The organism is Virgibacillus natechei (assembly GCF_026013645.1).
Lineage (GTDB): Bacteria > Bacillota > Bacilli > Bacillales > Amphibacillaceae > Virgibacillus_L > Virgibacillus_L natechei.
Genome location: NZ_CP110224.1, coordinates 1,560,622 through 1,586,820, shown reverse-complemented (window position 1 = coordinate 1,586,820; position 26,199 = coordinate 1,560,622). Strand labels below are relative to the sequence as shown.

The following is a 26,199-nucleotide window of genomic DNA, read 5'->3' as shown; positions in this document are numbered from 1 at the left end:
ACTCTACGCCTCCATCATAATTAATTGTGGATCACTCAGTAACCGCTTGATTTGATTGAGAGCTAATTGTGCAGTAGCCCCATCAACAATACGGTGGTCAAAGCTAAATGATAATGTAAGTACTGGTGCAACTACTATTTCTCCGTCCCTAACAATTGGTTTTTCAGCAATACGCCCGATTCCCAGAATAACTGCTTCTGGATAATTAAGGACAGGTGTGAACCATTGTCCACCAGCTGAACCAATGTTCGAGATTGTATTTGAAGCACCCTTCATTTCATCTGGTTTCAGTTTACCATCTCTTGCCTTTTCTCCCAACTCATTGATCTCTTGAGAAATGGCAAAAATAGATTTGCGGTCAGCACCTTTTACTACTGGTACCATTAAACCTCTATCTGTATCTGCAGCAATACCAATATTATAATAATGCTTGTAAATGATTTCGTCTGTTTCGTCATCAATGGCAGCATTTATTATTGGATATTTCTTCGAAGCAGAAATTAACGCTTTTGCAACATAAGGCATGTACGTTAATTTAATTTCTTGTTCTGCTGCGACTTCTTTAAATTTCTTGCGATGTGCCACTAGCTCTGATACATCTACTTCATCGTGTAAAGTGACATGTGGAGCTTTCGTTTTTGAATTAACCATTGATCTGGCAATTGATTTACGAATACTAGTCATTTTTTCACGGGTTTCTGGGTATTCAGCTTGCGGTGTGGCAGATACTTGTTTACCTGTTTCTTGTGTGGCTTCTTCAGCAGTTTCCGTTGCTTCTGCTTTTTGATCACCACTTAAGAAGCTATCAATATCGTCTTTTAAGATACGACCATTTTTCCCTGATCCTGTTACAGTTTGAATTTTCACATCGTTGTCACGTGCGTATTTTCTAACAGATGGCATGGCTATAACACGTGTGTCATCCGATTCAGATTTATCACTTTCAGTTTCATCAGTTTGTTTGGTTTCTTCTTTACTATCTTCCGTTTGTCCATTGGAAGTTGACTCAGTTTCTGGTTCTTCTTCTGTTTCATCTGACTCATAGCCTTCTGCATCAAACGAAATTAACGTATCACCAACAACTGCTACAGAGCCTTCATCCACGGAAATCTTTTTAACCGTTCCATCTACCGGGGAAGGAATCTCAACGACAGATTTATCATTTTGAACTTCACATAATACATCATCTTCTTTTATTTCATCGCCTTCTTTAACGAACCATTTTACGATTTCGCCTTCGTGAATACCTTCACCAATATCAGGCAGTTTAAATTCAAATGCCATAATTTACAACCTCCTATCTCAAATTTAGTAATTCATTACTGCGTTTACTTTTTCTATAATGCTCTTTTCGTTCGGTAACCATACTTCTTCAGCATCTGCAAATGAAAAGACTGTGTCTGGTGCTGTAACACGTAATACTGGCGCCTCTAAATGCAGGATAGCCCGCTCCTGAATTTCAGCTACAACGTTTGCAGCAACACCTGCTTGACGTTGTGCTTCTTGTGCTACAACTACATGATTCGTTTTCTTCACTGATTCAATAATTGTATCAACATCAATCGGCGAAACCGTTCGAAGGTCAATAACCTCAGCTTCAATGTCATTTTTTGCAAGCTCATCTGCTGCTCTTAATGAAGCATGAACCATTGCTCCATAAGATACAATCGTTACATCTTTTCCTTCTCGTTTCACATCAGCTTTTCCAAGCTCAATCGTATACTCTTCTTCTGAAACTTCCCCACGGAATGAACGGTAAAGCTTCATATGCTCAAGAAAGAGAACAGGGTCGTTATCTCGGATAGCTGAAAGCAACAGTCCTTTTGCATCATGTGGCGTTGAAGGGATAACAACTTTAATTCCTGGTTGCTGTGCAATTAACCCCTCAAGTGAATCCGCGTGAAGTTCAGGTGTATGAACCCCTCCTCCAAATGGTGCGCGAATTGTAGCTGGAGAATTGTGTCTACCACCAGAACGATAACGCATACGAGCCATTTGACCACTGATAGAATCCATTGTTTCAAAAACGAAGCCGAAGAATTGGATTTCCATTACTGGACGAAAACCTTGTAATCCAAGACCTACAGTAAGACCACCAATACCAGATTCTCCTAGTGGCGTGTCAAACACACGATCTTCACCGAATTCATCTTGTAATCCCTCAGTTGCACGGAATACGCCGCCATTTTGGCCGACGTCTTCACCAAATACAAGCACGTTTTCGTCATTTTTTAATTCTGTATGCAATGCATTTGTGATTGCTTGAATCATTGTCATTTGTGCCATGATCTACTTCGACTCCTTTTCTTTATATTCTTCCATTTGCTCTTGAAGATTTGCTGGAAGTTCTTCATGCATATTCGATATAAAGTCAGTTACTTTTTGTTTTGGATAATTATCAGCTTCTTTAATTGCTTTTTTAATATCCTCTTTTGCATCTTCTACTACTTTATTTTCTTCTTCTTCCGTCCATAAATTCTTTTCTTCCAAGAATTTACGGAAACGTACGATTGGATCTTTCTTCTCCCACTCGTTATCTAGATCATCCGAACGATAGCGTGTTGGGTCATCACCAGACATTGTGTGTGGCCCGTAGCGGTACGTTAATGTTTCAATTAAACTAGGTCCTCCGCCATCGATTGCACGATCGCGAGCATCCTTTGTCGCTGCATATACAGCTAGGACATCCATACCATCTACTTGTATACCTTCAATACCAGCAGCCACTGCTTTTTGTGCAAGTGTCTTCGCAGCCGTTTGCTTTTCTACAGGGACAGATATTGCAAAATAGTTATTTTGAATAAAGAATATTGCTGGCGCACCATATGCACCTGCAAAATTTATACCTTCATAAAAGTCACCTTGAGACGTTCCGCCATCTCCTGTATACGTTACAGCGACAGTCTTTTTCCCTCGTTTTTTCATTCCTAGAGCAACACCTGCAGTTTGAACATAATTTGCTCCAATAATAATTTGTGGGCTTACTGCATGTAAGTCCTCTGGCATTTGGTTCCCGTGGAAATGTCCTTTAGAGAAAAGAAATGCTTGATAAAGAGGAAGGCCTTGCCATATAAGTTGTGGGACATCACGATATCCAGGTAGAAGAAAATCTTCTTGCTCTAAAGCAAATTGGCTCCCTAATTGTGAAGCCTCCTGGCCAGCTGTTGGCGCATAAAATCCTAAGCGCCCTTGTCGGTTAAGAGCGATTGAACGCTGATCCAATATACGTGTATAAACCATTCTTCGCATAAGCTCTTTTAATTCTTCATCTGATAGATCAGGCATATCATCTTTATTGACAATTTTTCCATCTTCATTCAGAATTTGGAACATTTCGAACTGACTTTCAACACTTTCAAGTACATGTTTCAAAATAGTTCACCTCTTCCTTTCTTTGTATCCATTTTAGTATTTTCTTTCCTAGCCTACCCAATTCAAGAAAAAATCTGTACTTTTTTGCTCTTATTTATGTACCCTCTTTTGTTGTTCATTAATCAAATAATATTGTGACAGTATCATCTGTTACATAATTAAGGCAAATTTAGTTAGTACAATTTTTATTCTAGTTAAATCTTATCCCAAAAACTATAATTGGTCAAACACTTTGTATTGGTTTTATTTATTTTATGTAGATGAAACGTTTTAATTTAAAATATCTCCTTACTTCGTAAAGTAAATCTCATTCAGTGGGGGATTCGACGCACAAGACGCAACGTATTTAGTCTACCTCCCACTAAATGTTAGTTCGGCCCACACGACGTGGGTTGCATCGACGTTGTCATTGGATGTGGCGTCCCTAGTCTATGTTCCTTAACGCTTATACGAGCAGTAAAAATGCAATAATTCTGTTACAATCCCTTTATAAAACTGTATTATTATTGTAAGGCACAATTAAAAAAAATGGCATTCTCCATACTTTTTGGAGAATGCCCTAGCCCGCTGATGCAGCTACCTTTTTCTATCTTCTTTTCTATCCACCAAAAAAGGAACGAAGTAATTCATGATTTATTTCGTTCCTTTTTTCTCTTTCTTTAATTGTAAGACTTACGCATCATCTTCCTCATCTGCATCCGAAGTTTCGCTGGCTGGATTTTCCTCGTATTCCACATTTATATCCGATAGCTCATAAAATTCCTGCTTCAAAGCATTGTACTCTATTGTACCTTCATTAAATTGGTCATTAGCTTCAAGTACGTCCTGATAACTGTCGTTGATTGCAGTAATTTGTTCTGTTAAATCTTCTTGTTCAATATCTTCTTGTTGTAGCATGGTATAGAGCTCTCTTTCCAATTCCAAAGATATCATGTACGCTTCATACAAGTTATCATAGGCACTATAGCGGTCACTCATCACTGTATACATATCCTCTATTTTCTCTCTTACCGCTTCTTCTTCAATATCATCTATTAAGTCTGATATATTATTAAATTCTTCTTGTGACGCATCAATACTTTCTTTCTCCAGTTCCATAACCTCTGAACGTTGATCAATGATTCCAATTGCTTCTTGAGAAATCTCTTGAATTTGATCAAATTCTTCCATATTTAATTCAATGACTTCACTGTATAACTCCTGTTCTTGTCTTTCTAATTCTGTAATTTCATTTTGCTGTTGTTCAAAGCCTTCTTCTAGCACCACGGCTTCTTCTAAATGATTATGTAATTGCTCTTCCGTTGATTCTCCACTACATGCGGATAAGATTGCGCCAAAAGTGAATGTAAGAAAAATAAGTGATTTCCTTAAATATTTATGCATGTTTACCTCCCATTACCTAGCTGTATATTTTTATTTTTGTTTTAATAGTATAACACAAAACAAATGAAAAATTGATAACGATTATTAATTAGATTGTCCTATAGTAATTTTATGATTTATACAGGGTAGTTATGATAAGATATTAATTGATGAAAATAAGGAGTGACGATGGCATGATAACAATGAAGGATATTGTTCGCGAAGGACACAAATCGTTAGTAACAAAAGCTGATGAAGTGGAGCTCCCTTTAAGTGAACAAAATAAGCAACTGTTAAATGATATGATTACGTTTCTAAAAAATAGTCAGGATCCAGATACAGCTGATAAATATAACCTAAGAGCTGGTGTTGGTCTGGCTGCACCACAACTCGGAATTAACAAAAGATTGATTGCTATACACTTTGAAGATACGGATGATAAACAATACAGCTATGGATTAGTGAACCCAAAAATAATCAGTCATTCTGCCGAGAGATCATATTTATCAGACGGGGAAGGTTGTCTCTCTGTTGATCGAGCTGTCGAAGGATTTGTGCCACGATATGCTCGTATTACAATTCGAGCCACTGACATGAATGGCGAACCCCTAAAATTACGATTAAAAGGTTATCCGGCAATTATCTTCCAGCATGAAATTGATCATATAAATGGAATTATGTTTTACGACCATATTAATAAAGATAACCCGTTCACAGTCCCAGATAACGCAAAACCGATAGAGTAAACCATCAAGCAGTGCGGGTTTCGCTGGATGTCCCCTATAGTCGCCACCGTCAACCATAAAAGCAGCAGCTACTTCTATAGTAGCTGCTGCTTTTATTTCCGTGATGGCTATTATATTAATTTCAGCTGTTCTAATGCCTTAGCAATGCCGTCATTTGCAACATCATCTGTTATATAATCCGCTACTTCCTTCAACTCTCGCACGCCGTTCCCCATGACGACTCCTGTACCTGTTTCGCGTATCATTTCTATATCATTCAATCCATCACCAAAACCATAGGAATCTCCTATATCTAACCCACTCGCTTCAATGATTTTCTCCATACCAATAGCCTTTGAACCTCCACCAGGCAAAACATCACAGGAATAGTGGTGCCACCTGATAAAATCAAATGCGTCAGCGCTTTTAACAAACTGATTTTCTTGCCCTTCTTCACAAAATAATAAGGCTTGATATATATGATTGTTATGAAAGAAATAAGGATCTACATCAGGGTAATGAAATTGCAAACTCTCAAAGCTCTCTCGAATGTATGGATGTTTATCAACAGAAGCTCGCATTTCTTTTTCATTCATAAAAACCATCGGATAATTATGGTCCATTGATTTGTTATACAGATTTACGAGCGCATCATGACTAAGTGCATTGTTGTAAATTGTTCTACCTTCAAAGACAACATATTGACCGTTAAAGCTAACAAATGATTCAATACCTAATTTTTCTCGAATAGCTTCAAACATAAAAGGAGCTCGGCCGGTTGCAATTGCTACATATATATTATTCTGCTTCAATTTTTGTATAGCTTCTATCGTTGATGATGGAATTCGCTTCCCATGATCCAAAAGGGTACCATCAATATCAAAAAACACTATTTTTTTATTCATTTTTCGTCTCCTAACATCATTTCTGTATAAGAATCTTATCTCTGTAAAAAATAGGTATAACGTTTAATTTAGTAGCAATAAATAATATTTTTTCGTATAAATAAAGTATTATTATTTCAATTTCTCTAAAGTCGTACTATACTGTAGATAAGAGGGATTGGATCGGTAGAACGTTTTTTGCTTTTCTTAAATCTTTGAAAGGAGATGTGTGCCCACATGCTAAAACGCCTAAGAGAAAAGCTTAAGAAACGCTGGAAGGACTTTTTAGGCCAAGGACGTGTACCTACAACTTATGAAAAGGATCGCCATTAAAAGAAACCAATCACAATAACAAAGGTACCATAAATTCATTAGCTATGCTACGGAAGCAAGCACACATGGAAGGTTTTAAACTTGTGGAATTAAAAAATAACATCCAATTAAACAGTTGAAATGGAGTCCTTTATTAATTAAAGATACTCATTTGAACTTATAAGTAATTAACGAAGGAGAGATGAAATGATTTATAAAGTATTCTATCAAGAATCACTAAATGAAGTACCAGTACGTGAGCGTACAAAAAGTTTATATGTAGAAGCCGACTCTGAGGGAGAGGTACGTAAAAAATTAAGCGACCGAGCGTATAATATCGAGTATATCCATGTATTAAATGAGGAACATTTAAATTACGAAAAACAATCCGAAGATTTTAAAACGGAGAATCTGTAAACAGATGAAATTCGTAAAAAATGACCAAACAGCTGTATTTGCACTAGGTGGACTAGGTGAAATAGGTAAAAACACGTATGCCGTACAATTTCAGGATGAAATAATTCTAATTGATGCCGGTATGAAATTCCCTGAAGATGAATTACTTGGAATTGATTATGTAATACCAGATTACACCTATCTAGTTCAAAACCAAGATAAAATAAAAGGATTATTCGTAACACATGGACATGAAGACCACATTGGGGGTATCCCTTATCTCCTACGTGAAATAAATATACCAATTTATGCTGGAAAACTCGCGCTAGGCTTAATTAGAAACAAATTGGATGAACATGGTTTATTAAGAAATGCTAAATTATATCCATTTCAGGAAGATGATGTTATTAAATTCCGTAAAACTTCCGTTAGCTTTTTCCGTACAACGCATAGTATACCCGATTCCTATGGTATTGTTGTTAAAACACCTCCTGGTAATATCGTTCATACAGGTGATTTTAAATTTGATTTCACCCCTGTTGGCGAACCGGCCGACATAACAAAAATGGCTGAGATAGGTAAAGAAGGCGTACTTTGCTTACTCTCGGATAGTACAAACAGCGAAATTCCTGGATTTACAATGTCGGAGAAGAAAGTTGGAGGAAATATAAATGATATTTTTAGTCGGGTCGATGGCAGACTAATATTTGCCACATTTGCCTCCAATATTTACCGATTACAACAAGTTGTAGAAGCTGCTGTAAAGCACGACCGAAAAGTCGCTGTATTTGGACGCAGTATGGAATCTGCTATAAGACTTGGACAGGAACTTGGTTACATTCAAGCTCCAAAAAATACGTTTATTGAGCCAAATCAAATCAACCGTCTTCCTGCTTCAGAGGTAACTATTCTTTGTACGGGATCTCAAGGTGAACCGATGGCAGCTCTTTCTCGTATTGCAAACGGAACACATAGACAGATACAAATGATACCTGGTGACACTGTTGTATTTTCTTCATCACCAATCCCTGGAAACACAGTTAGTGTCAGCAGGACCATTAACAAATTGTATCGTGGAGGTGCTGATGTTGTCCATGGTCCTTTAACTAATGTTCACACATCAGGTCATGGAAGTCAGGAAGAGCAGAAATTGATGCTTACGCTCATGAAACCGAAGTACTTTATGCCAATTCACGGCGAATATAGAATGTTAAAAGAACATATAAAACTGGCAGAGGATTGTCAAGTAGATCCAGCAAATTCCTTCGTCATGGATAATGGTGATGTTCTAGCATTAGGCAAGGATGAAGCTATTATAGCTGGTAAAATTCCTTCAGGATCGATATATGTTGATGGTAGCGGTATTGGCGATATAGGAAATATCGTGCTCCGCGACCGCCGCATTTTATCTGAAGAAGGGTTGCTAATTATCGTAGTCAGTATCAACATGAAAGAATTTAAAATCACTTCAGGACCTGACATTATCTCACGTGGATTTGTTTATATGAGAGAATCAGAAGACTTGATAAATGAAGCGCAAAAACTTGTTTCCACTCACTTGGAAAAAGTAATGGAAAGAAAAACAACACAGTGGTCTGAAATTAAAAACGAAATTACCGATACAGTAGCACCATTCCTTTATGATAAAACAAAACGCAGGCCAATGGTTCTTCCGATTATAATGGAAGTATGATAATCAAGTAATGCGTCAAAGGCCGAATTCGTATATCATATTTACAAAACCGATCCCATGACGAAAAATTCCTCTGGGAAGTAAAAAAGACCTTGCAGATACGAATGTACCTGCAAGGTCTTTTTAATCTATTACAAGGTTTTTTTCAAACCTGGAGATATCTTTATCTGAGCCAATTACAATTAAAATATCTTCCAGTTTTAGTATTTCCTCAGCACTTGGTGAAACATTAATCTCTTTTCCTTGTTTGATAGCTACTACGTTGCAACCATAATGTGCTCGAATATCTAAATCATCTAACGTTTTTCCACTCATTTTCCTCCCAACCTTCACTTCCACAATACTATGATCATCTGATAATTCGATGTAATCCATAATGTTATTGGAAATGACATGATGCGCAATTCGTTTACCCATCTCTCTCTCTGGGTGTACAACCTCATCAATCCCAATCTTATTTAATATCTTCTCATGATAATCATTTTGAGCTTTTACAGTTATTCTTTTAATACCTAAATCCGTTAATATTACAGTAGTTAAAATACTTGCTTGAATATTTTCACCAATAGCTACAATCACATGATCAATATTTTTAATACCAATCTCTTTTAATGCTGATTCATCGGTTGAATCAGCGATCACTGCATGCGAAGCAATATTTTTAAATTCATTTACTCTTTCCTCATCATTATCAATTGCTAACACACTCATGCCTTCCATCCCTAATTCCTCACATATACTACCACCGAATCGACCAAGTCCAATTACTGCAAATTCTTGTTTCTGTTTCATAGCTAGCCTCCATAAATCAGCATACTGCATATGTTATTATAATGAGAAAGTAAAAAAAGAGCAAGCTCGGAAATTTCCTCTGAAATCCATTTTAAAGTGGTGTTAATAGGCTGTTAATCAATGATATATTAAGTTTAATCCCATTACATGGAATCAAGCATTTGAAATTGTGATTTTATCAAGCCAAAATACTCTCCACGTTGAGCCATTAACTCAGCATGATTACCATTTTCCAGTACTTTCCCGTTCTCTAATACATAGATATTATCGGATTCTCTAATTGTAGATAATCGATGCGCAATGATAATCGCAGTTCTACCCTTTAATAGTTTTGCTAAAGCTTCTTGAATTTTCACTTCCGTTTCTGTATCTATACTTGCTGTTGCTTCATCCAAAATCAGTATACTTGGATTTGCCAATAATGCTCTTGCAAATGATAGTAATTGACGTTCCCCGGCTGATAAGACATTCCCTCGTTCTTCTACTTCGGTTTCGTATCCATTTGCGAGCCTTACGATAAAGTCATCAGCCCCAACAACTACTGCTGCATCTATCACTTCCTGATCTGTAGCATTCGGACGACCAAAACGAATGTTTTCCATAATCGTACCAGAGAAGATGAACGTATCCTGTAAGACAACACTAATCTTTTGTCGTAAACTATCTACTTTAACATCTTTTAGATCATATCCATCAATTTTAACGGAACCTTTTGTTGGATCATAAAAGCGACTGATTAAATTTGCTATTGTTGATTTACCACTACCTGTATGACCAACTAGCGCGATGGTTTGACCTTGTTTAATATCCAATGAAATTTCATGTAATGCAATTCGTTCCAGTTCATAAGAAAACTCTACATGATCGAATTCAATATGACCATCTATTTCTTTAAGTTCATGTGCATTTTCTTTCTCTTCTACATTTGGCTGTTCGTCCAGAAATTCAAATATGCGTTCTGAAGAAGCCATCGCCATCAATAACTGATTATACATTTGTCCGAGTCTGGAAATAGGTTCCCAGAACATCCCTAAGAAGAAAGCAAAAGTTACAAATGTCCCTATTTCAATTCCGCTAGCACCATTGGTACTCATGCCTAATAAGATTAAGTACGCACCATAAGAGATTAGTATGATAGTCCCAACTGCATTACTCATTTCTACAAATGGGCGGAACATTGCACTCTTTTTCGATGCCGTATGCCACTTTTCAAAGGTCTCTTTATTTATCCCATTAAAGTACTGGGCATTCTCTTTTTCCTGGGAAAAGGATTGTGTAATCCGCATTCCTTGAATTCCTTCATTTAAGTGAGAATTTAGACGAGATTGCTGTATTCGAACGTCCTGCCATGAACGACGAATATTTCTTCGAAGTTTTGTTGATATATAAAACATGATCGGCAGAACAACCATAATTGCTAACGCAAGCTCAGGGCTCAATACGAATAAAATAACGATGATACCGATAAGCGTCACAACATCCATTAACAAGTTAATAATTCCATTTGTAAATAGCTCTTGCAGCGAGTTAATATCATTCATAATTCGTACTAAAATAGAACCTGCTGAACGCGAATCAAAAAACCGATGAGATAATCGTTGGACGTGCGAAAATAAATGCTGACGTAAATCATAAATCACATTCTGCCCTAGAATATTTACCCATTTAATACGATATATATTTCCTACATAGCTTAGTAGATATAAAACCCCTATTAAAGCCACAAGGTAGGTAAGCATTGTGGTATCTTGATTATTAATGGCAACATCTATAGCTACCTTACCAATTATAATCGGTACAGCCAATCGAATAGCAGTTGACAGTAACATGGCAATAATTGCACCTAGTAAATACGTTCTTGAATATGGTTTTAAGTATACAAGCAGTCGTAACATCTGCTTCCAATTAAACTGCTTTTCGACAGCTTGATCAACTGTATAATGAAATCGCTTTAGATGCGGGCTAGTTTCTTGTTTAACATTTGTATTTGCCACTCTTTTACCCCCCTTATTAATTAGTCATCGTACTCATGATTTCTTCACGATCTTGATATTGAATATTATAGATACGCTGATAAGGACCGGTATTTTTTAATAATTGATCATGTGTACCACGCTCAACTACTTTTCCTTCTTCCAGCACCAGTATTTCATCAGCATGTTTTATCGATGAAATACGATGTGCAATGATAAAAGTCGTTCGACTCCTCATTACCTCTTTTAGTGCCTTTTGTATCTTAAATTCCGTTTCCATATCAACAGCAGATGTGGCATCATCAAGTACTAGAATACTCGGGTTAATACAAATAGCACGGGCTATTGCAATACGCTGCTTTTGTCCACCAGATAATCCCATACCACGTTCACCCAAAAGTGTGTCATACCCTTTTGGCATCTCCATAATAAAATCATGCGCCTGGGCTCTTTTGGCGGCATCGATAATTTGTTCATCTGACATTTCTGGATTACCATACGCTATATTTTCACGAATCGTAGTAGAAAATAAAAACGGTTCCTGTAAAACAAAACCAATGCCCATGCGTAAAGCTTTTAATTTATAATCAGAAACAGGCCTTCCATCAACCAATACTTCTCCTTCTTCAGGCTCATAAAAACGAGTAATTAACTGAGTAATGCTTGTTTTACCCGAACCAGTTGCACCAATCAACCCAATAACCTTCCCAGGTGGAGCGTCGAAATTAATATCTTTTAATGCGGAGTCATCGTTTTGCGTATAAGTTAAAGACACATTGTTAAACGTTACATGCCCTTGAATGAGAGCGTCTATAGCATCTTGTTTTTCAATAATATCTTCCTTTGCATCCAGAATCTCAAGTAACCTTTCACCAGAAGCTTTTGCTTGAGAAAATTGGTTAACAACAAATCCTAAATTCATCAGTGGGCCTAATATATACCAAACCAGACTGAAAAAAGCGACTAATTCACCTAGTCCAAGACTATTATTAATTACTAAAAATCCACCGAATGCAAGTAAAACAACAGCACAGAAGTTTCCTATAAATTCCATTAGCGGAAAATACCTGGACCAGATATTAGATGTATTTATATAATTCTGACGGTAATTATCGTTGCTTGCAGAAAATCTACCAATTTCAAAGTCTTCTCTCGACAACGATTTAACCGTATTCATTCCACTCACATTTTCCTGTACACGGGTATTTAAACGCCCAAACGACTTTCTAATCTTTCTGAATGCTGGATGTACACGTTGATCAAACTTATAGACAACTACAATTAAAAACGGCATCGCTGCCATTGTTACTAGTGCGAGTGGGATAGAGAAATAAAACATCACACCTAGACTAAAAAGGATCAGCAATGTTATACGAATAAGCTCCGAAAATCCAGCTGAAAGAAAAAAACGAAATCCTTCTACATCTGCAGTCAAACGTGACATTATGTCCCCCGTTTTTGCATTATCATAATACCTAAATGATAATACCTGAAGCTTCTCATACAATGCATCTCGCACTTTATAAACAGCGGTTATTCCAAATAGATCACCTAAAAATTGATGAAAGTATGTTGCTATTCCTTTAATAAGCATCAATATAAAAAATGCGATTGCAATATAGGGTATTAATGAATACCTATCCTGTAATACCACTTCATCTATCGTTATTTGAAGTACGATTGGATATACAACTGTAATGGAGGTCACAAAAACCAAAAAAAACAGCGATAAAAAGAAGTACTTCCTATATGGCCAATAAAATTGCTTCAATTTTATAAATGTTTCCAAATTTTTACCTCCTCGAATTTAAACTTTTCAGTCACAGTAATTACTAATATAACGGTTTCCGAAATGAATTTCCACTATTTTCATTAAATTCTTTTAATTTTTTCTGACCTACATTATTAAAAGAAAAATCAGAAAAAAGACATGCGTCTAGCTTTTCAGTGGGACGAGCATTTACGCGCAGTCCCAGAATGTGACGGTTTTAAGCAAGGGTAAGCTTATACTCCCCTATTTGCTAAAATAACCCATTTGTTTAGTGGGGCGTTAAGTCTCGACTATAAAAAGACGACTTAAAATTCAAAAAGTGAATTTAAGCCGTCTTTTTTAATATAGAAATCTAACCTTGTTGACTGAAAAACTATAAGTTCTTCTACGGTCTTTTTATTCACAAGCGTCTTTATGAAGCTCTTTACGTTTAGCTTACACTACGCCGCAAACTATAGATCTTTTGTTTAGAAAACTTGGCATTCGTTAAAGGGATTCTTAGAAAGCGTTCTTTGCTTTGTTAGGCAGTTAACAGAAAGCAGTATTACCATTTATTTGTTTTTTAAATTTACAATACGATCTATTCTTTTCTTTAGTAAATTCAGCCCTCCACCGCCACCTTGAGAGTGCCTTAATTTCCCTTCTGAATCAAAAATATAATACGCAGGAACAAATTTAATACGAAAAGCATCGGTTAGTTTCTGTTCACTATCTATGTGAATTGGATGTGAAATAGAATGTTGTTTTGCAATACTCCGCACCTGATCAATATCTAAATCTTCTTCAGAACGTGGCATATGAACTGCAATTACATTAAGATGCTCTTTGTATTCATCTCTTAGGCTATTTATTTTAGGCAAATCCCTTTTACACTTATTACAACTTACAGACCAGAAATGAATAAATGTAGCTTTGTTACCAATTACATCAGCTTTCCTTAATGGTTTGCTGTTTAACCATTTAACTGCGCCGTCTAGATCAGGCAATTGATCTCTTAATCTGACCATTTTATCCCTCCTGAATAATTAAAGAGGCTAATTCAGCATGAATCAGCCTCTTGTATGTTATTCAGTTTTAACATATTGGTTTATATATTTATCCTAATTTTTCTTTTACCATTTCGCAAACCTCATCTGCATTATTACCCTGTGCATTGATAACAGGTCCAGCTATACTTGTCGTAGAATTTCCTGCCATATCTTTATCCTGACCTGATATGATACAGCAATCACAATAAGCAGTATCATCAGACGTTCGTAAATCGACTACCTCGTGCCCCATCTCCATTAAAGCATCTTTCACATCCGTTAATGATTCCTCTACTCCAATACGAGCCATCCTTATTGCCTCCTCTAAATTTGTTAACCCTTTATAGTTTTTGCATGAGGCTTTAAAGATATGCGGTTATTTATTTTGAAAATATAGGGGGTTCTCGCTCAACTTCTTAACACACAAATAACAAATAAAAAACATCCCTCCCCTGCGTTCTCGGGAAAGGATGATTAACTATGTTTATGTTATGACTTCGTTGTGTAAATATCTCGCTTTAATTGTTTTAAGATAGCTCTCCTGGTTAGAATTCCATCAAAATACCCTTCCTTATCAGCAACACATACAAAGGGATGGTTAATGGTAGCATCTAATCCTTTCATAAACGTTTCTTCTTTTAAAATAGAAGGTATATCATCATTCATTACTTCCTCAACTCGCATATCGGAAAGTTTATCAACTTCAATATGCTCTAACCCTAATATTTCATTTAAAATAATTGTTTTTCCAATTGTGCCAACTAATTTATAAGAAGTATCCAGAACTGGCACAGCCGAATACCCAGATTTTATTAATACTAATAATGCATGTTCTAGAGGATTATTTACTTGCACATGCGCAACTTTTTCAGATGAAATCATCAAGTCACCAACTGCTATAGCTGTAAGTTGTTTATCTTGTGTTATACTCATAACAACACGCCCCCTTAAACGCCTTTTGATTAAATTTTATTCCAATTCTTTTTGAATTTACAACTAATCAAAGTCATTTCAATAATGCCTATATCTTTATTTTATCATATATGACAGAAAGAAACATCTTCTAAGGAAGAAATAAGTTGAATGAATGGATTAGACCTTGCATCTTGTTAAAAGCAAAACGTTAATATAGTATTCCTTTGATGAAGTATTAGTATGTGCCGTACAATATACTAAAAAACACATATGCTTATCAGCTTTTTCAATACCATAATAATATATGTTGAAGTGCACATACAAGTGTATATGGATAGCATGTGTTTTTCAATTATATTAATTTTTAAAAATCACAGGTTATTATGACAATGTTTTCCCACTAAAATTTTACTATTATACATGCTATAATCGTACTAAATGATTTACTAAAATATATGATACAGTCTATTTAATATAGCACTACCGTTACGCCGCATCGCCCTATCTTATAGTAGGGTTCAAAACCCCATGTTTGGCTAGCCACCGCTATGATTGAAAATGGTTTATTAGAAAGGTTTGACAGTAATGAACAGACGGTCCTTTTTGAAAAAAACAATCGGAAGTTTTTTGGCACTAATTGGTTTAAGCGGCGGTACCTATTACTACGCACGAGAGATTGAACCGGGATTGCTAGATATAAATAGAAACAATATTATTTCCGATAAAATTTCACCAGCATTTAATAACTTTAAAATTGTTCAATTCTCAGACACGCATATCGGTTTCCATTATACACTTGAACAATTTAATAAATTGGTGACTCAAATTAATGCACTTAACCCTGATTTAATTGTATTTACAGGTGACCTTGTGGATAAGCCACATAATTATCATTGGAGCAATAACCTGACCATAGCCTTAAGAAAATTAGAAGCGCCTCATGGAAAGTATTGGATTTATGGTAATCATGACCATGGTGGCTATGGCACAGAAATTATTCAAGATGTTATGGAAGCAGCAGATTTCAAGCTGTTGAAAAATAGTCATTCCATAATTGATAAAGATAACGAACAAATCGTGTTGGCTGGAATTGATGATGTCATGCTTGGCCAACCAGATCTAAATACTGCTTTACATCTTGCTGATCAAGATCTATTTACCATATTGTTGGCACATGAACCTGATTTTGCAGATACAGCAGCAAATTTCCCTATCGATATCCAATTATCAGGACACAGCCATGGTGGACAAGTACGTTTTCCTCTTATCGGGCATTTGTACACTCCAGCATATGCTGAAAAATATGTAGAAGGCAAATACACATTCAGTAATCAAAGGTTATCCTTATATGTTAATCGCGGCATCGGAACAACACGCCTTCCCTACCGGTTCTTATGTAAGCCAGAAATTCATGTATTTACACTAAAGCGTACATAATGTAGTCTTAAAAATCTTGACAAATGACTAATTGTCATAGATATGTCAATCAAACAGGCTAATTACCATGGTAAATATGTTATCATACTTTTACATTAATTAAATAATTCATCTCGAAAGGGTGGAAGGAAATGAAGCTTTTACAAGTTTTAGTATTTGGCCTTGTACTTTTCCTCGTTGCTTGTGGGGAAGATATTGAAACAAATATGTCTGAAGATGTTTCAGACTTTGAGTATACAACACAAGATAATGAAACGTTAAGTAACGAAGAACTAGAAGGAGAATGGTGGATTGCAGATTTTGTTTTCACAAATTGCACAACTGTTTGTCTTCCAATGACAACAAATATGTCCAGCTTACAATCCACAATGGAAGAAGAGGATCTTGATGCACAATTGGTTTCCTTTAGTGTAGATCCAGATTATGACAGTCCAGAAGTATTAAAAGAATATGCGCAGGAATATGATGCTGATTTAAGTAACTGGAGTTTCTTAACCGGTTACGACTTTGAAACAATTAAGGAGTTTTCTATTACATCATTTCGTTCATTAGTTGTCGAAGCACAACCTGATTCAGACCAAGTGACTCACGGAACAAGCTTTTTTCTAGTTAATCCAGAAGGAAAAGTTATTAAGAGTTATGACGGTGTGAATTCAAATGAAATGGATCTAATCATTGAGGACTTGAAAGCAGTTTCATAAAGTTAAACTTCATCATTATGCGTTTCCTACAATAATTAATACGATATACCAAAAGGAGTTTCCTTATGCAAAAAAAGAAATTATTTGTTGTTTTACTTATTTTGATCGCTAGTGTTTTGATTGCGGGCTTTGTTATCCCCAAAGAGACGCATCCACCTTCCGACACAAGGATTGTCCTTGAACATAATCAAAGTACTTATATTGCTCCAACTTGTTTCGAAGAAGCTGATCCATCAAATTTCCTCGAAGAGAATACGTTGGAACACGCAGAAGAAATTAACTATGAACCACATGATACTTGTACAGTGGAGACACTCCAGAGCGAAGAAGATCGTCTATTGATAAGTGTCCTCAAAGACATTGGACTCCTAGATACAAAATGGGATGATTGATAGTATCGATAGGAATATTGTACCAACATCATGTAAAACCAGACCTATTGAGAGAAGAGCAGAAAACATTTTGTTTACTGCTCTTCTTTCTTTAAGGCATTAACCTATGTATAAGCCAAAAGAAGATAAATGAGGCACTGGGAAAATTAAAAAATACTCCCCACAAAATCGATAATTTTGAAGGAAGCTTCTGGTGATCATGTTAAAATTTCATTGCACTTGTACAAGCTTTACGATAGGATAAAGACAAGCTATAATAATATTGAAAGGAGGAACAAAGATGAATCATGTCTCATTGAGTGATCTAGGTAAAGCATTGTTTACAATTAATCGTCATGCAAAAACTGCACCAGAGCCTCAACACCTATATTTTATAAAAAAAGAAGCAATCAGCCGATTATTAAAAGAAAAGCGAGCCACAAAAGTAGGGCTTCATTTTTCGGATCATCCAAAGTTTAGTAATCAGCACTCTACCCTACTTGTAAAAGTAGATAGCTATTTTTTTCATATACCTCCAGCAAAAGAAGACTTCAAAGAGCTAGAACATTTAGGTACACTTGATAAAAATTATCGGAATCCACAAACGAAAATGTCACTATCACAAGCAAAAAAAGTAGTCTATCGTTATATCGACTGGAAACCAAAAGAGAAAAAACCAGCTCCGAATAAAAGGAAACAATATTCTTCTTCCTATTTCACCCCTTCCTCACTAGGGAAAATGGAATGGCCACCTAAGAAAACGCATCGAAATTATTAGAAAACTGGCTATCTCCAAGGCTTTAGGGTGAAATCCCTAGCTGCACTTGAGCAGTAAGAAAAGATGGATATATTTTCTTACTGCTTAATAGCATGTTTTAATCCTCCTATAATAAGGTATTATACGAATAAAAGGAGGGCTTTAAATGATAGAGCTTAATGCTTTCATGGCTGAACTAAGAGGTTATGCAGAACAAACACATCAACTAAAAGATCACTTTGAAAAATTATCTGCATCAGAAAAAAAGATGGTTATGGATGCAGCACCTGATAGTTTAAACTCACCTGAAGAAATATTTCATCCAGTATTTCGTTGGTTGGAGAATCTGCAGGAGAACTAGAAGAATAATACTATTTAAAAAAGCGTATCTTTTTATGTATACGCTTTTTTAATTTACATTTTTAATAAACCGTTTGTAGCTATAAAACAAGATGAGCACAATCCCAAAAGCGGCTAACGTTTGTAATGTGATTTTCAACAAATCAATCATCAAATATTGTAAGTCACCTACAAATAACACCACGATAAAAAAACAAACCATTATAAGCAAACTGCTAATTATGTAAGTTATTAATTTAGTAGACTGTATCGTTACGATCCAATTAATAAAGGGATAAACGACAAAATAGCTAATAATAATTCCAATCGACAATAGCAATAAGAATATATGCTCCTCAGTTATTCCTAAGGGCTTAAGTTGTGATACATTCAGCCAACTATTTATAAACATATCGTTCCCCCTTACCAGTCATGTGTATCTAGTTAGAGTTTGGGCGTTTATTTCTTTAAATATACATATTTATCACAATATTTTCATTTATTTGCTATAATTGCTACTATATAATTAAATAAGGTGGTATGACACATTGAATAGAGCTTTTTTATACATAATCATCGGTGCGGCTCTTTGGGGAACTATTGGCTGGTATGTAAACAACCTATATACATTTGGCTTTACACCTATGGAAGTTGTTACATTAAGAGCTTGGTCTTCTGCTATCCTATTAGTTGTTTATTTAATAATTGTCTCACCTAAAAAACTTAAGTTACATACACCTAAAGATATAAAATATTTTTTAGGTACAGGGATTTTAAGCATTATCTTTTTTAATTATTGTTTGTTTACAGCAATTGAATTATCCACTATTCCAGTTGCTACGGCATTACTGTATACCGCACCAGCATTTGTGACAATTATGTCATTTTTCCTTTTTAAAGAGCCCCTTACCAGAATGAAGATGCTCGCCCTGGTAATTACGCTATTTGGAACATGTTTAGTTGTCGGTCTTATTCCCCTAAATCTGCAGGCATTACAAATCAGCAGTATTTTATTTGGGCTTGGATCCGGTATTGGTTATGCGCTATACAGCATTTTTAGTAAGTTCGCATTAAAAAAATATACCAGTTTAAGTATAACAACGTACACATTTATTATTGCTGCTGGTACACTAATACCATTCTTTCCTTACGAGGAAAAGGCACATTTGCTCGCGGATCCGACTGTGTTATTCTACGCATTCGGACTGGGCTTTTTACCAACAGCATTTGCTTATATTATTTACACCTATGGCCTACAGCAAACAGAAGCTTCAAAAGCCTCTATTTTAACTACTATTGAGCCTGTGGTTGCAACATTTATTGGTGTATTCATTTTTCACGAAGCATTTACTATGATTCAAATGGTCGGGATGGCCTTTATTATTGGTGCTGTTATACTCATTCAACTCAGTGGTAAACAGAAACGAACTGCTTTTACAAAAAAATCAGGAGCGACTTAAGGCCGCTCCTGATTTTCTTCCCTTATAACTGCTTGTTTTTTCTCCAAACGTATTTCTATTTCAGAAATACTCTCTTTATCATCCAACAGTTCTCTTTTATTTTGCATAACCAGTTGTTCGAAATTTAACGATCTTGGCCTCATTTGATACACTCCTTTTCTTCTCTATAATAAGTATATCCTATTTTTCATGCTTTGAATCATAATTTTGTGAACAATTTATTAAAGTTTTAGTATTTAGATTATTTATAGGATAATTATGCGGCGTTAAATGCTGTCACGTGTATTAAATGGTGGGGCGAGCATTCACGCGCAGCCTCAGGACGTGAAGGTTTTAGCCAGTTCGCAAATAGGAAATTTTCCTATTTGCAAACAAACCAAAAAGCGCTTTTACTTCCTCCAATTCCCAATCCTGAAAATACTTTATTTTATTTACGTTTGGCTTTACTACGTGTAGCAACAGTAACATTAGAACAACCAGTGATAGTTTCTCTACCATGATGAGGTTATTTGAGATTCTTATACACATCATAAGACATGGAAGACATTACAGAAGGGCTAAAATGTTTGGAAGCATTTTTAAGGAAGGAAACGTTTAAACTAATGGTATAATCAAATGAAGATGCTTTAAAATGCAATGGTCAAAATTTATTTTCTAATTTGTTTCATTACATTTCATTGTTTCATTATCTTTCATCGTTTCATAAATGTTTAGTAATCTATCTAATTCCTGGCTGATTTCTATGGACTCTATGTCTGTGAAACCTTTCTCCAGTGCAACTGAAGTCATTTGTTGACGTAGAAATTCTATTTGTTTTAGAAGTTTATCAGAAGGATACATTATAGTATGTTTTTGCCTCCTTTCTTGATTTACCTTACTCTAGCACAATTAAATAGATAATGTAAATGTTTAGACCTAATTACCTATATATCATATATAATTAAAACTCGAATCCTTCTCCTCAGTATGCTATTATTAATAATGAAATGTTTATAGAGGGAGATGACTCTTTGGCCGAAACAAAAAAGAAAAATGAATGGCTGGAATGGAGTAAGGCAATTATTATTGCGATCTTAATTGCTTTCATTCTAAGAACTTTCATTTTTGCAACCTCAATCGTTGAAGGAGGAAGTATGGAGCCAACGCTCGAAAGTGGTGAGAGAGTAATTGTTAATAAAGCCACTTATTTACTTGGTGAACCCGAACGTGGAGATGTTGTAATTATTCAAACACCGTCTAAGAATTATGTAAAACGAGTGATCGGATTACCTGGTGAAACGATTGAAATAAATGGAAGTACCTTACTAATTGATGGAGAATTATATGAACAAACCTTCTTAAATGAAGAAAACTTACGACGGTCAGGTAATTCCAATCCTATTCAAATTCCAGATGATCGTTATTATGTAATGGGAGACAACCGTGCGATAAGTAAAGACAGCAGAAATGGTCTAGGTTTTATTGATGAGGATGAAATTGTTGGAAAGTCAGAATTTGTATTTTATCCATTTGATTCATGGGGAAGAACGAGATAAGGGTCAGACATAGGTCCGACCCTTTTTTAGCAGTTAAAAAAGTATAAAAACTTTCTTACTGCATAAGTGCAACTAAGGTTGTCACCTAAAGGCTTGCTGACAACCAAGTTTTCTAAGCATTCTCTATTCTCTGTCAAAAATGCAATATCCTATATTCAACACGATGATCCCGAAACATACGACTCCGAAAGCTACTTCCCACATGGTGCCTGCACCTCCTTGATATTACCTATGTATTATTTATTCTCACCTAAAAAATTGTATCTATCTCCCCTCTATCATATCAAGATACCTCCCCTAAATAAAGCATAATATGTTAAAATGAACATCAAAGATTAAAGTGGGTGATCACATGCTACACTGTCCATACTGTGGAACAAAAGCAAACGAGGATGAACACTATTGTATTAAATGTGGTAGAGCCTTGCCCAATGATATAACGGATCGTTTGCATGGTAAAAAACAATTTAATAAATTTTGGTATATCCCTATATCACTATTTACATTCCTATTACTCTCTTCTGGTATTTATTATTTTATTTTGCAAAATCAAACAGCAGAAGCGAAAACTCTGTATGAACAAGGTGAGCAACGTATCCTCGATGAAGATTATGAAGCAGCTAGAGAATTATTTGCAGATGCAGTAAGTAACAAGGAAAACTTTGCTCATGCAGCTACCTCCTTACAGTTTATGAATAAAGCATTAGATGTACAAAAAATAATGGAAGATGCCAATACATTTGTAGAAGAACAGGATTTTCAGCAGGCTTTATCACTAATAAACGAAGCTGAAAGTGACTTAAAAAACTTCAATGGGGACGCTGTTAAGCAGTTAATTGATACGATTATAACCAAACGCGATACCATTAAAGTTGAACAATTAAAGAATGAACTAGAGAAAGAAACTGCTATTGATGATTTAAAGTTACTGTTATGGGAAGCAGCTTCAATAGATAATGAAGAAGCCGAAAGTATGGAATTAGATATACGAAACCAGATCATCGACTATTCATTTTCCAAAGCAAGCAACCAGTTAAATAATAGGCACTTTAATGATGCTCAAATACTTGTCGAAGACGGGTTAAAATATGCACCTGATTCGGAGCGACTTCAAAGTCTGCAATCAACAATTGAAAAAGAAAAGGAAGCCTTTGAAACCGCTCAAGAACAAAGAATGGAACAAGCAATTGATACAGCAGAAAAAGAGCAACAACTCAATGAAACAGATGCAATTGAACTTATATCTGCAACCGTTGAAAGCAATGACAAGAAGAATATAGTTATAAAAGGTGAAGTTGAAAGTGTTGCAACCATTCCAATCCATTCCGTGTTAATTGAATACGTCCTACTGACTGATAACGGAACTGAAATTTTATCCGATGAGGTGTATATTTATCCTGATACCCTTTATCCAGAAGAAAAAGGACAATTTGAATATACTCATTTTGATAGTAATGACTATGATCAAGACGTAGATGTAGAAGTTCGTAAAATAACCTGGTACACGAATTAAATACATCATGATTTTCAGCAAAAGAGGTGTGTGCATGTATAAAAAGCGATATCCCCCACTTATTGTTAGCTTCTTACTACTTATTATTGGGATTATAGGATTTATTTTTATATACAATTATTGGAATGTACAACAAATCTCTGTAACAGATCCTTTAATAGAAAAAGTGAATGTTGATACAGAGCAACTTGATTTAAAATCAATCATTTATGAAGCAGAGAAAAATGTTATCCAGATCGAAGGGAAAAATGATCACACTACCATTACTGGATCAGGTTTTCTCTATAATGAAAAAGGGGATATCATTACAAATGCACATGTAATAAATGATGCAGAAATGATTTATGTCAGAACGGCAAATGCCAGGATTTACCCTGCTGCGGTAGTTGGAATTGGAGAGGAAAATGACATTGCAGTGATACGCGTTCCTCAGCTTGCAGGACAGGATTTCTCTCCTGTTGAAGATGATTCTTTTGCCGAAATAGGCGACGAAGTTATTGCACTTGGTAGCCCTCATGGATTTCAAAACACCGTAACACTTGGAATAATATCCGGAACAGAACGTAATTTTACTGTTGATGGCTATGATTACTCCAATGTATACCAAATCTCTGCACCGATTACACATGGTAATAGTGGTGGGCCGTTAATTAATAGGAATACAGGGAAAATCATTGGAATTAATTCAGTAGGAACAAACGATGGAACAATTGGTTTTAGTATTCCAACCAATGATGTTATGGATCAAATTGAACAATGGTCCTATGAAGCGCATAATGATCAATTGGATTTTGCTAATATAGAGGACATTACCGATACAGAGAATCCTGAGAATTATATAGATGACGCTGAATATTTAATCGATTACTATTTAGAAAGCATATCGAATAGGGATTATGTGAGTGCCTATGCGTTATTGGGCAGTATCATACAAGCTGAGTATTCTTATCCAGACTTTCGTGAGGCGTATATTCATACTGTCGACCTTCATTATGAAGAGTTTTCAAGTAATGTAACAGATGACAACTATATAAAAATAACTACTGATATCACAACTGAAAGTAATAACGGAGAAGAATCAAATAATGAAACATCTACCTTTGAATTTACAATCGGATATGAAAATGACCAATTGAAAATATTAACTATTACGACAAACGAAAAGGATTCATGAAACTCCATACACCCACCATTCTTAAATGAATGGTGGTAATTTTTAGCTCTTTTCCCCCACTTACATATTATAAGTAGGCCATACGTCCATACACTTTCACTTATATATCATATAATAAACCAGTAACACATGGAGGTGGAACAATATGCATTGTGGCTATGGAGCTGGCTATGGTGGTCAGCAATACGGAGCAGCTGGAGGATCTTTTGCACTGATTGTGGTGCTGTTTATTCTATTAATCATTGTAGGGGCAGCTTTTTATTGCTAGGAAAGACTTGTGCTATTTAAAGTAGCACAAGTCTTTTGTTTTTCATGTTAACCAATGATCATTTTTTCTTTCGGATAATGGTAATTTACCTTCTTCTTATTATTTTTAAATGAAAATAACAAGGAGATTAGTCCAACCCTACCAATAAACATTAACAACATAAGGATTGTCTTACTAAATGTAGTTAATTCACTTGTTATACCAAGAGAAAGGCCTACTGTTCCAAACGCTGATGTGACTTCAAATAAAATTTGATTTAAAGAAAATGGCTCAATAGTCGAGATGATTAATATAGAGATAAAAACAAATACAAAAGCCATTAATGTCACGGCAACAGCTTTCAGTAAGTCTTCTTCATACACCTCTCGGTTAAAAATACGAATGCTTTTCCCGCCTTTTGCAAAGATGATAACAAAAATGACTACTAAAGCAAAAGTTGTGGTTCGAATACCACCACCAGCACTACTTGGGGAGGCCCCGATAAACATTAGTAAGGACATAAACAGATGACTTTCATCCGTCAGTTGACTAACATCCATTGTGGACAAGCCACCACTTCTTGTTGTAACAGATTGAAATAATGAATAAAACAATGCTTCATGCCACGACTTATCGGCGAAGAAATTTCCCGCGTCCAGTATGTAGATAAATAAAGCTCCTACCACAACTAAAATTAAGAAAGTAGATGTTGTTACCTTCGTAAACAAACTGAAACGCATCTTCCCACGACTTTCTGATTTTGCAAAGATATACTCCTTTACTTCGATCAAAACCGGGAAACCAATTGCACCGAAAATGATTAATAACATCATTATAAATTGAACAAAATAATCATCCTGAAAAGGAATCAACGATTGTCCTGTAATATCGAACCCGCCATTGGTCACAGCACTTATGGTTCCGAATAAACCTTGTAAATATGCTTCACCTGTAGTTGGAAAGTACTGCAGATAGTATGTTCCCAATACAATGAAAGCAATAAATTCTACAGTTAATAACACATAAACAATTTGCTTTATCAATCGAACCATGCCTGCAAAGGAAGTTTGATTTTGATCTGCCATAATTAACCTGCGTTCTTTTAACCCTATCTTCTTTCCCATCAGAAGCCAAATAAAAGTTCCAATCGCCATAATTCCTACTGCTCCAAGTTGCATAATAAATGCTAACACTAGAATTCCTGTCGTACTAAGTGTGTCGGCAACTGTTATGGTACTTAATCCCGTTACACTTAATGCACTTACCGCTGTGAATAAAACGTCAATAAACTCAATCTCTACCCCATCCTGGTAAACAATCGGCATCGACATTATAATGGTGGAAAAAAGGACAGCTATAAAATAAAAAATCAATAAAATTTGAAGAGGTGAAAGTTTATTTATCCAACTTGCGAAGGGATATCGATACTTCATACATATTTC

At 35.5% G+C, this 26,199-nt stretch carries 27 protein-coding genes; 13 read left to right on the top strand and 14 right to left on the bottom strand.

The window, feature by feature from the left end; all coding sequences use genetic code 11:
- Positions 1–3: 3 nt before the first annotated feature.
- The 4 genes from OLD84_RS08310 to OLD84_RS08295 all read right to left on the bottom strand — a co-directional run bounded on the left by OLD84_RS08310 (position 4) and on the right by OLD84_RS08295 (position 4,755).
- Positions 4–1,284, bottom strand: coding sequence for a dihydrolipoamide acetyltransferase family protein (locus OLD84_RS08310; RefSeq protein ID WP_209461474.1), 1,281 nt, complete (start codon positions 1,282–1,284; stop codon positions 4–6).
- Between the two features lie 24 nt (positions 1,285–1,308).
- Positions 1,309–2,286: an alpha-ketoacid dehydrogenase subunit beta gene (locus tag OLD84_RS08305; RefSeq protein ID WP_209461475.1), complete on the bottom strand. Its 978-nt coding sequence runs from the start codon at positions 2,284–2,286 to the stop codon at positions 1,309–1,311.
- 3 nt (positions 2,287–2,289) lie between these two features.
- Complete coding sequence (gene pdhA, locus OLD84_RS08300) at positions 2,290–3,372, bottom strand: pyruvate dehydrogenase (acetyl-transferring) E1 component subunit alpha (protein WP_280953271.1); 1,083 nt, start codon at positions 3,370–3,372, stop codon at positions 2,290–2,292.
- Positions 3,373–4,044: 672 nt separating this feature from the next.
- On the bottom strand, positions 4,045–4,755 hold the full coding sequence (locus OLD84_RS08295) for a YkyA family protein (protein ID WP_209461476.1): 711 nt from the start codon (positions 4,753–4,755) through the stop codon (positions 4,045–4,047).
- Between the two features lie 173 nt (positions 4,756–4,928).
- Here OLD84_RS08295 and def point away from each other — a divergent pair, with 173 nt between their 5' ends.
- On the top strand, positions 4,929–5,480 hold the full coding sequence (def, locus tag OLD84_RS08290) for a peptide deformylase (protein ID WP_209461477.1): 552 nt from the start codon (positions 4,929–4,931) through the stop codon (positions 5,478–5,480).
- Between the two features lie 110 nt (positions 5,481–5,590).
- Here the strand turns inward: def and OLD84_RS08285 are convergent, their stop codons facing one another.
- Positions 5,591–6,364 carry a Cof-type HAD-IIB family hydrolase gene (locus tag OLD84_RS08285; protein ID WP_209461478.1) on the bottom strand — a complete coding sequence of 258 codons (774 nt, stop codon included), beginning with the start codon at positions 6,362–6,364 and terminating at the stop codon, positions 5,591–5,593.
- Between the two features lie 498 nt (positions 6,365–6,862).
- On the opposite strand from OLD84_RS08285, the gene OLD84_RS08280 reads away from it, so the two are divergent.
- Positions 6,863–7,072, top strand: coding sequence for a DNA-dependent RNA polymerase subunit epsilon (locus tag OLD84_RS08280; RefSeq protein ID WP_209461479.1), 210 nt, complete (start codon positions 6,863–6,865; stop codon positions 7,070–7,072).
- 4 nt (positions 7,073–7,076) lie between these two features.
- On the top strand, positions 7,077–8,744 hold the full coding sequence (gene rnjA / locus OLD84_RS08275) for a ribonuclease J1 (protein ID WP_209461480.1): 1,668 nt from the start codon (positions 7,077–7,079) through the stop codon (positions 8,742–8,744).
- 123 nt (positions 8,745–8,867) lie between these two features.
- Here the strand turns inward: rnjA and OLD84_RS08270 are convergent, their stop codons facing one another.
- From OLD84_RS08270 to cbpB, 6 genes are all read right to left on the bottom strand, one after another.
- Positions 8,868–9,536: a potassium channel family protein gene (locus OLD84_RS08270; RefSeq protein ID WP_209461481.1), complete on the bottom strand. Its 669-nt coding sequence runs from the start codon at positions 9,534–9,536 to the stop codon at positions 8,868–8,870.
- Positions 9,537–9,679: 143 nt separating this feature from the next.
- The gene (locus OLD84_RS08265; RefSeq protein WP_245301437.1) at positions 9,680–11,431 is read right to left on the bottom strand and encodes an ABC transporter ATP-binding protein; all 1,752 of its coding nucleotides are present in this window, start codon (positions 11,429–11,431) and stop codon (positions 9,680–9,682) included.
- 115 nt (positions 11,432–11,546) lie between these two features.
- Positions 11,547–13,298, bottom strand: a complete 1,752-nt coding sequence (locus tag OLD84_RS08260; protein ID WP_209461483.1) for an ABC transporter ATP-binding protein — start codon at positions 13,296–13,298, stop codon at positions 11,547–11,549.
- A gap of 533 nt (positions 13,299–13,831) precedes the next feature.
- On the bottom strand, positions 13,832–14,287 hold the full coding sequence (locus OLD84_RS08255; RefSeq protein ID WP_209461484.1) for a redoxin domain-containing protein: 456 nt from the start codon (positions 14,285–14,287) through the stop codon (positions 13,832–13,834).
- An 88-nt stretch (positions 14,288–14,375) separates the two neighbouring features.
- A complete protein-coding gene (locus OLD84_RS08250; RefSeq protein WP_209461485.1) occupies positions 14,376–14,618 on the bottom strand; it encodes a YkuS family protein in 243 nt (80 codons plus the stop codon).
- A 179-nt stretch (positions 14,619–14,797) separates the two neighbouring features.
- Entirely contained in the window at positions 14,798–15,241 is a 444-nt protein-coding gene (gene cbpB, locus OLD84_RS08245) for a cyclic-di-AMP-binding protein CbpB (protein WP_209461486.1), read from the bottom strand.
- A gap of 567 nt (positions 15,242–15,808) precedes the next feature.
- On the opposite strand from cbpB, the gene OLD84_RS08240 reads away from it, so the two are divergent.
- The 6 genes from OLD84_RS08240 to OLD84_RS08215 all read left to right on the top strand — a co-directional run bounded on the left by OLD84_RS08240 (position 15,809) and on the right by OLD84_RS08215 (position 20,288).
- Positions 15,809–16,660: a metallophosphoesterase gene (locus tag OLD84_RS08240; protein WP_209461487.1), complete on the top strand. Its 852-nt coding sequence runs from the start codon at positions 15,809–15,811 to the stop codon at positions 16,658–16,660.
- A gap of 131 nt (positions 16,661–16,791) precedes the next feature.
- A complete protein-coding gene (locus OLD84_RS08235; protein ID WP_209461488.1) occupies positions 16,792–17,361 on the top strand; it encodes an SCO family protein in 570 nt (189 codons plus the stop codon).
- A gap of 65 nt (positions 17,362–17,426) precedes the next feature.
- Positions 17,427–17,753, top strand: coding sequence for a hypothetical protein (locus OLD84_RS08230; protein ID WP_209461489.1), 327 nt, complete (start codon positions 17,427–17,429; stop codon positions 17,751–17,753).
- Between the two features lie 280 nt (positions 17,754–18,033).
- Positions 18,034–18,510, top strand: coding sequence for a YkyB family protein (locus OLD84_RS08225; protein ID WP_209461490.1), 477 nt, complete (start codon positions 18,034–18,036; stop codon positions 18,508–18,510).
- 145 nt (positions 18,511–18,655) lie between these two features.
- Positions 18,656–18,850 (top strand): hypothetical protein, encoded by a 195-nt coding sequence (locus OLD84_RS08220; protein WP_245301418.1) that lies wholly within the window; start codon positions 18,656–18,658, stop codon positions 18,848–18,850.
- A 526-nt stretch (positions 18,851–19,376) separates the two neighbouring features.
- A complete protein-coding gene (locus OLD84_RS08215) occupies positions 19,377–20,288 on the top strand; it encodes a DMT family transporter (protein ID WP_209461491.1) in 912 nt (303 codons plus the stop codon).
- Here the strand turns inward: OLD84_RS08215 and OLD84_RS08210 are convergent.
- Positions 20,285–20,431, bottom strand: coding sequence for an FbpB family small basic protein (locus tag OLD84_RS08210; protein ID WP_209461492.1), 147 nt, complete (start codon positions 20,429–20,431; stop codon positions 20,285–20,287). The genes OLD84_RS08215 and OLD84_RS08210 overlap by 4 nt on opposite strands.
- 511 nt (positions 20,432–20,942) lie before the next feature.
- Positions 20,943–21,128, bottom strand: a complete 186-nt coding sequence (locus OLD84_RS08205; protein ID WP_209461493.1) for an aspartyl-phosphate phosphatase Spo0E family protein — start codon at positions 21,126–21,128, stop codon at positions 20,943–20,945.
- A 170-nt stretch (positions 21,129–21,298) separates the two neighbouring features.
- Between OLD84_RS08205 and lepB the strand changes: the two genes are divergently transcribed.
- The 4 genes from lepB (at position 21,299) to OLD84_RS08185 (ending at position 24,778) form a co-directional block, all read left to right on the top strand.
- Positions 21,299–21,823, top strand: a complete 525-nt coding sequence (gene lepB / locus OLD84_RS08200) for a signal peptidase I (RefSeq protein WP_209461494.1) — start codon at positions 21,299–21,301, stop codon at positions 21,821–21,823.
- A gap of 352 nt (positions 21,824–22,175) precedes the next feature.
- Complete coding sequence (locus tag OLD84_RS08195; protein ID WP_209461495.1) at positions 22,176–23,336, top strand: zinc ribbon domain-containing protein; 1,161 nt, start codon at positions 22,176–22,178, stop codon at positions 23,334–23,336.
- 34 nt (positions 23,337–23,370) lie between these two features.
- Positions 23,371–24,510, top strand: a complete 1,140-nt coding sequence (locus tag OLD84_RS08190; protein ID WP_209461496.1) for a S1C family serine protease — start codon at positions 23,371–23,373, stop codon at positions 24,508–24,510.
- Positions 24,511–24,655: 145 nt separating this feature from the next.
- Positions 24,656–24,778, top strand: a complete 123-nt coding sequence (locus OLD84_RS08185) for a YjcZ family sporulation protein (RefSeq protein ID WP_209461497.1) — start codon at positions 24,656–24,658, stop codon at positions 24,776–24,778.
- A 47-nt stretch (positions 24,779–24,825) separates the two neighbouring features.
- Here OLD84_RS08185 and OLD84_RS08180 read toward each other — a convergent pair whose 3' ends face one another.
- The gene (locus OLD84_RS08180) at positions 24,826–26,190 is read right to left on the bottom strand and encodes a TrkH family potassium uptake protein (RefSeq protein WP_209461498.1); all 1,365 of its coding nucleotides are present in this window, start codon (positions 26,188–26,190) and stop codon (positions 24,826–24,828) included.
- Between the last annotated feature and the right edge of the window lie 9 nt (positions 26,191–26,199).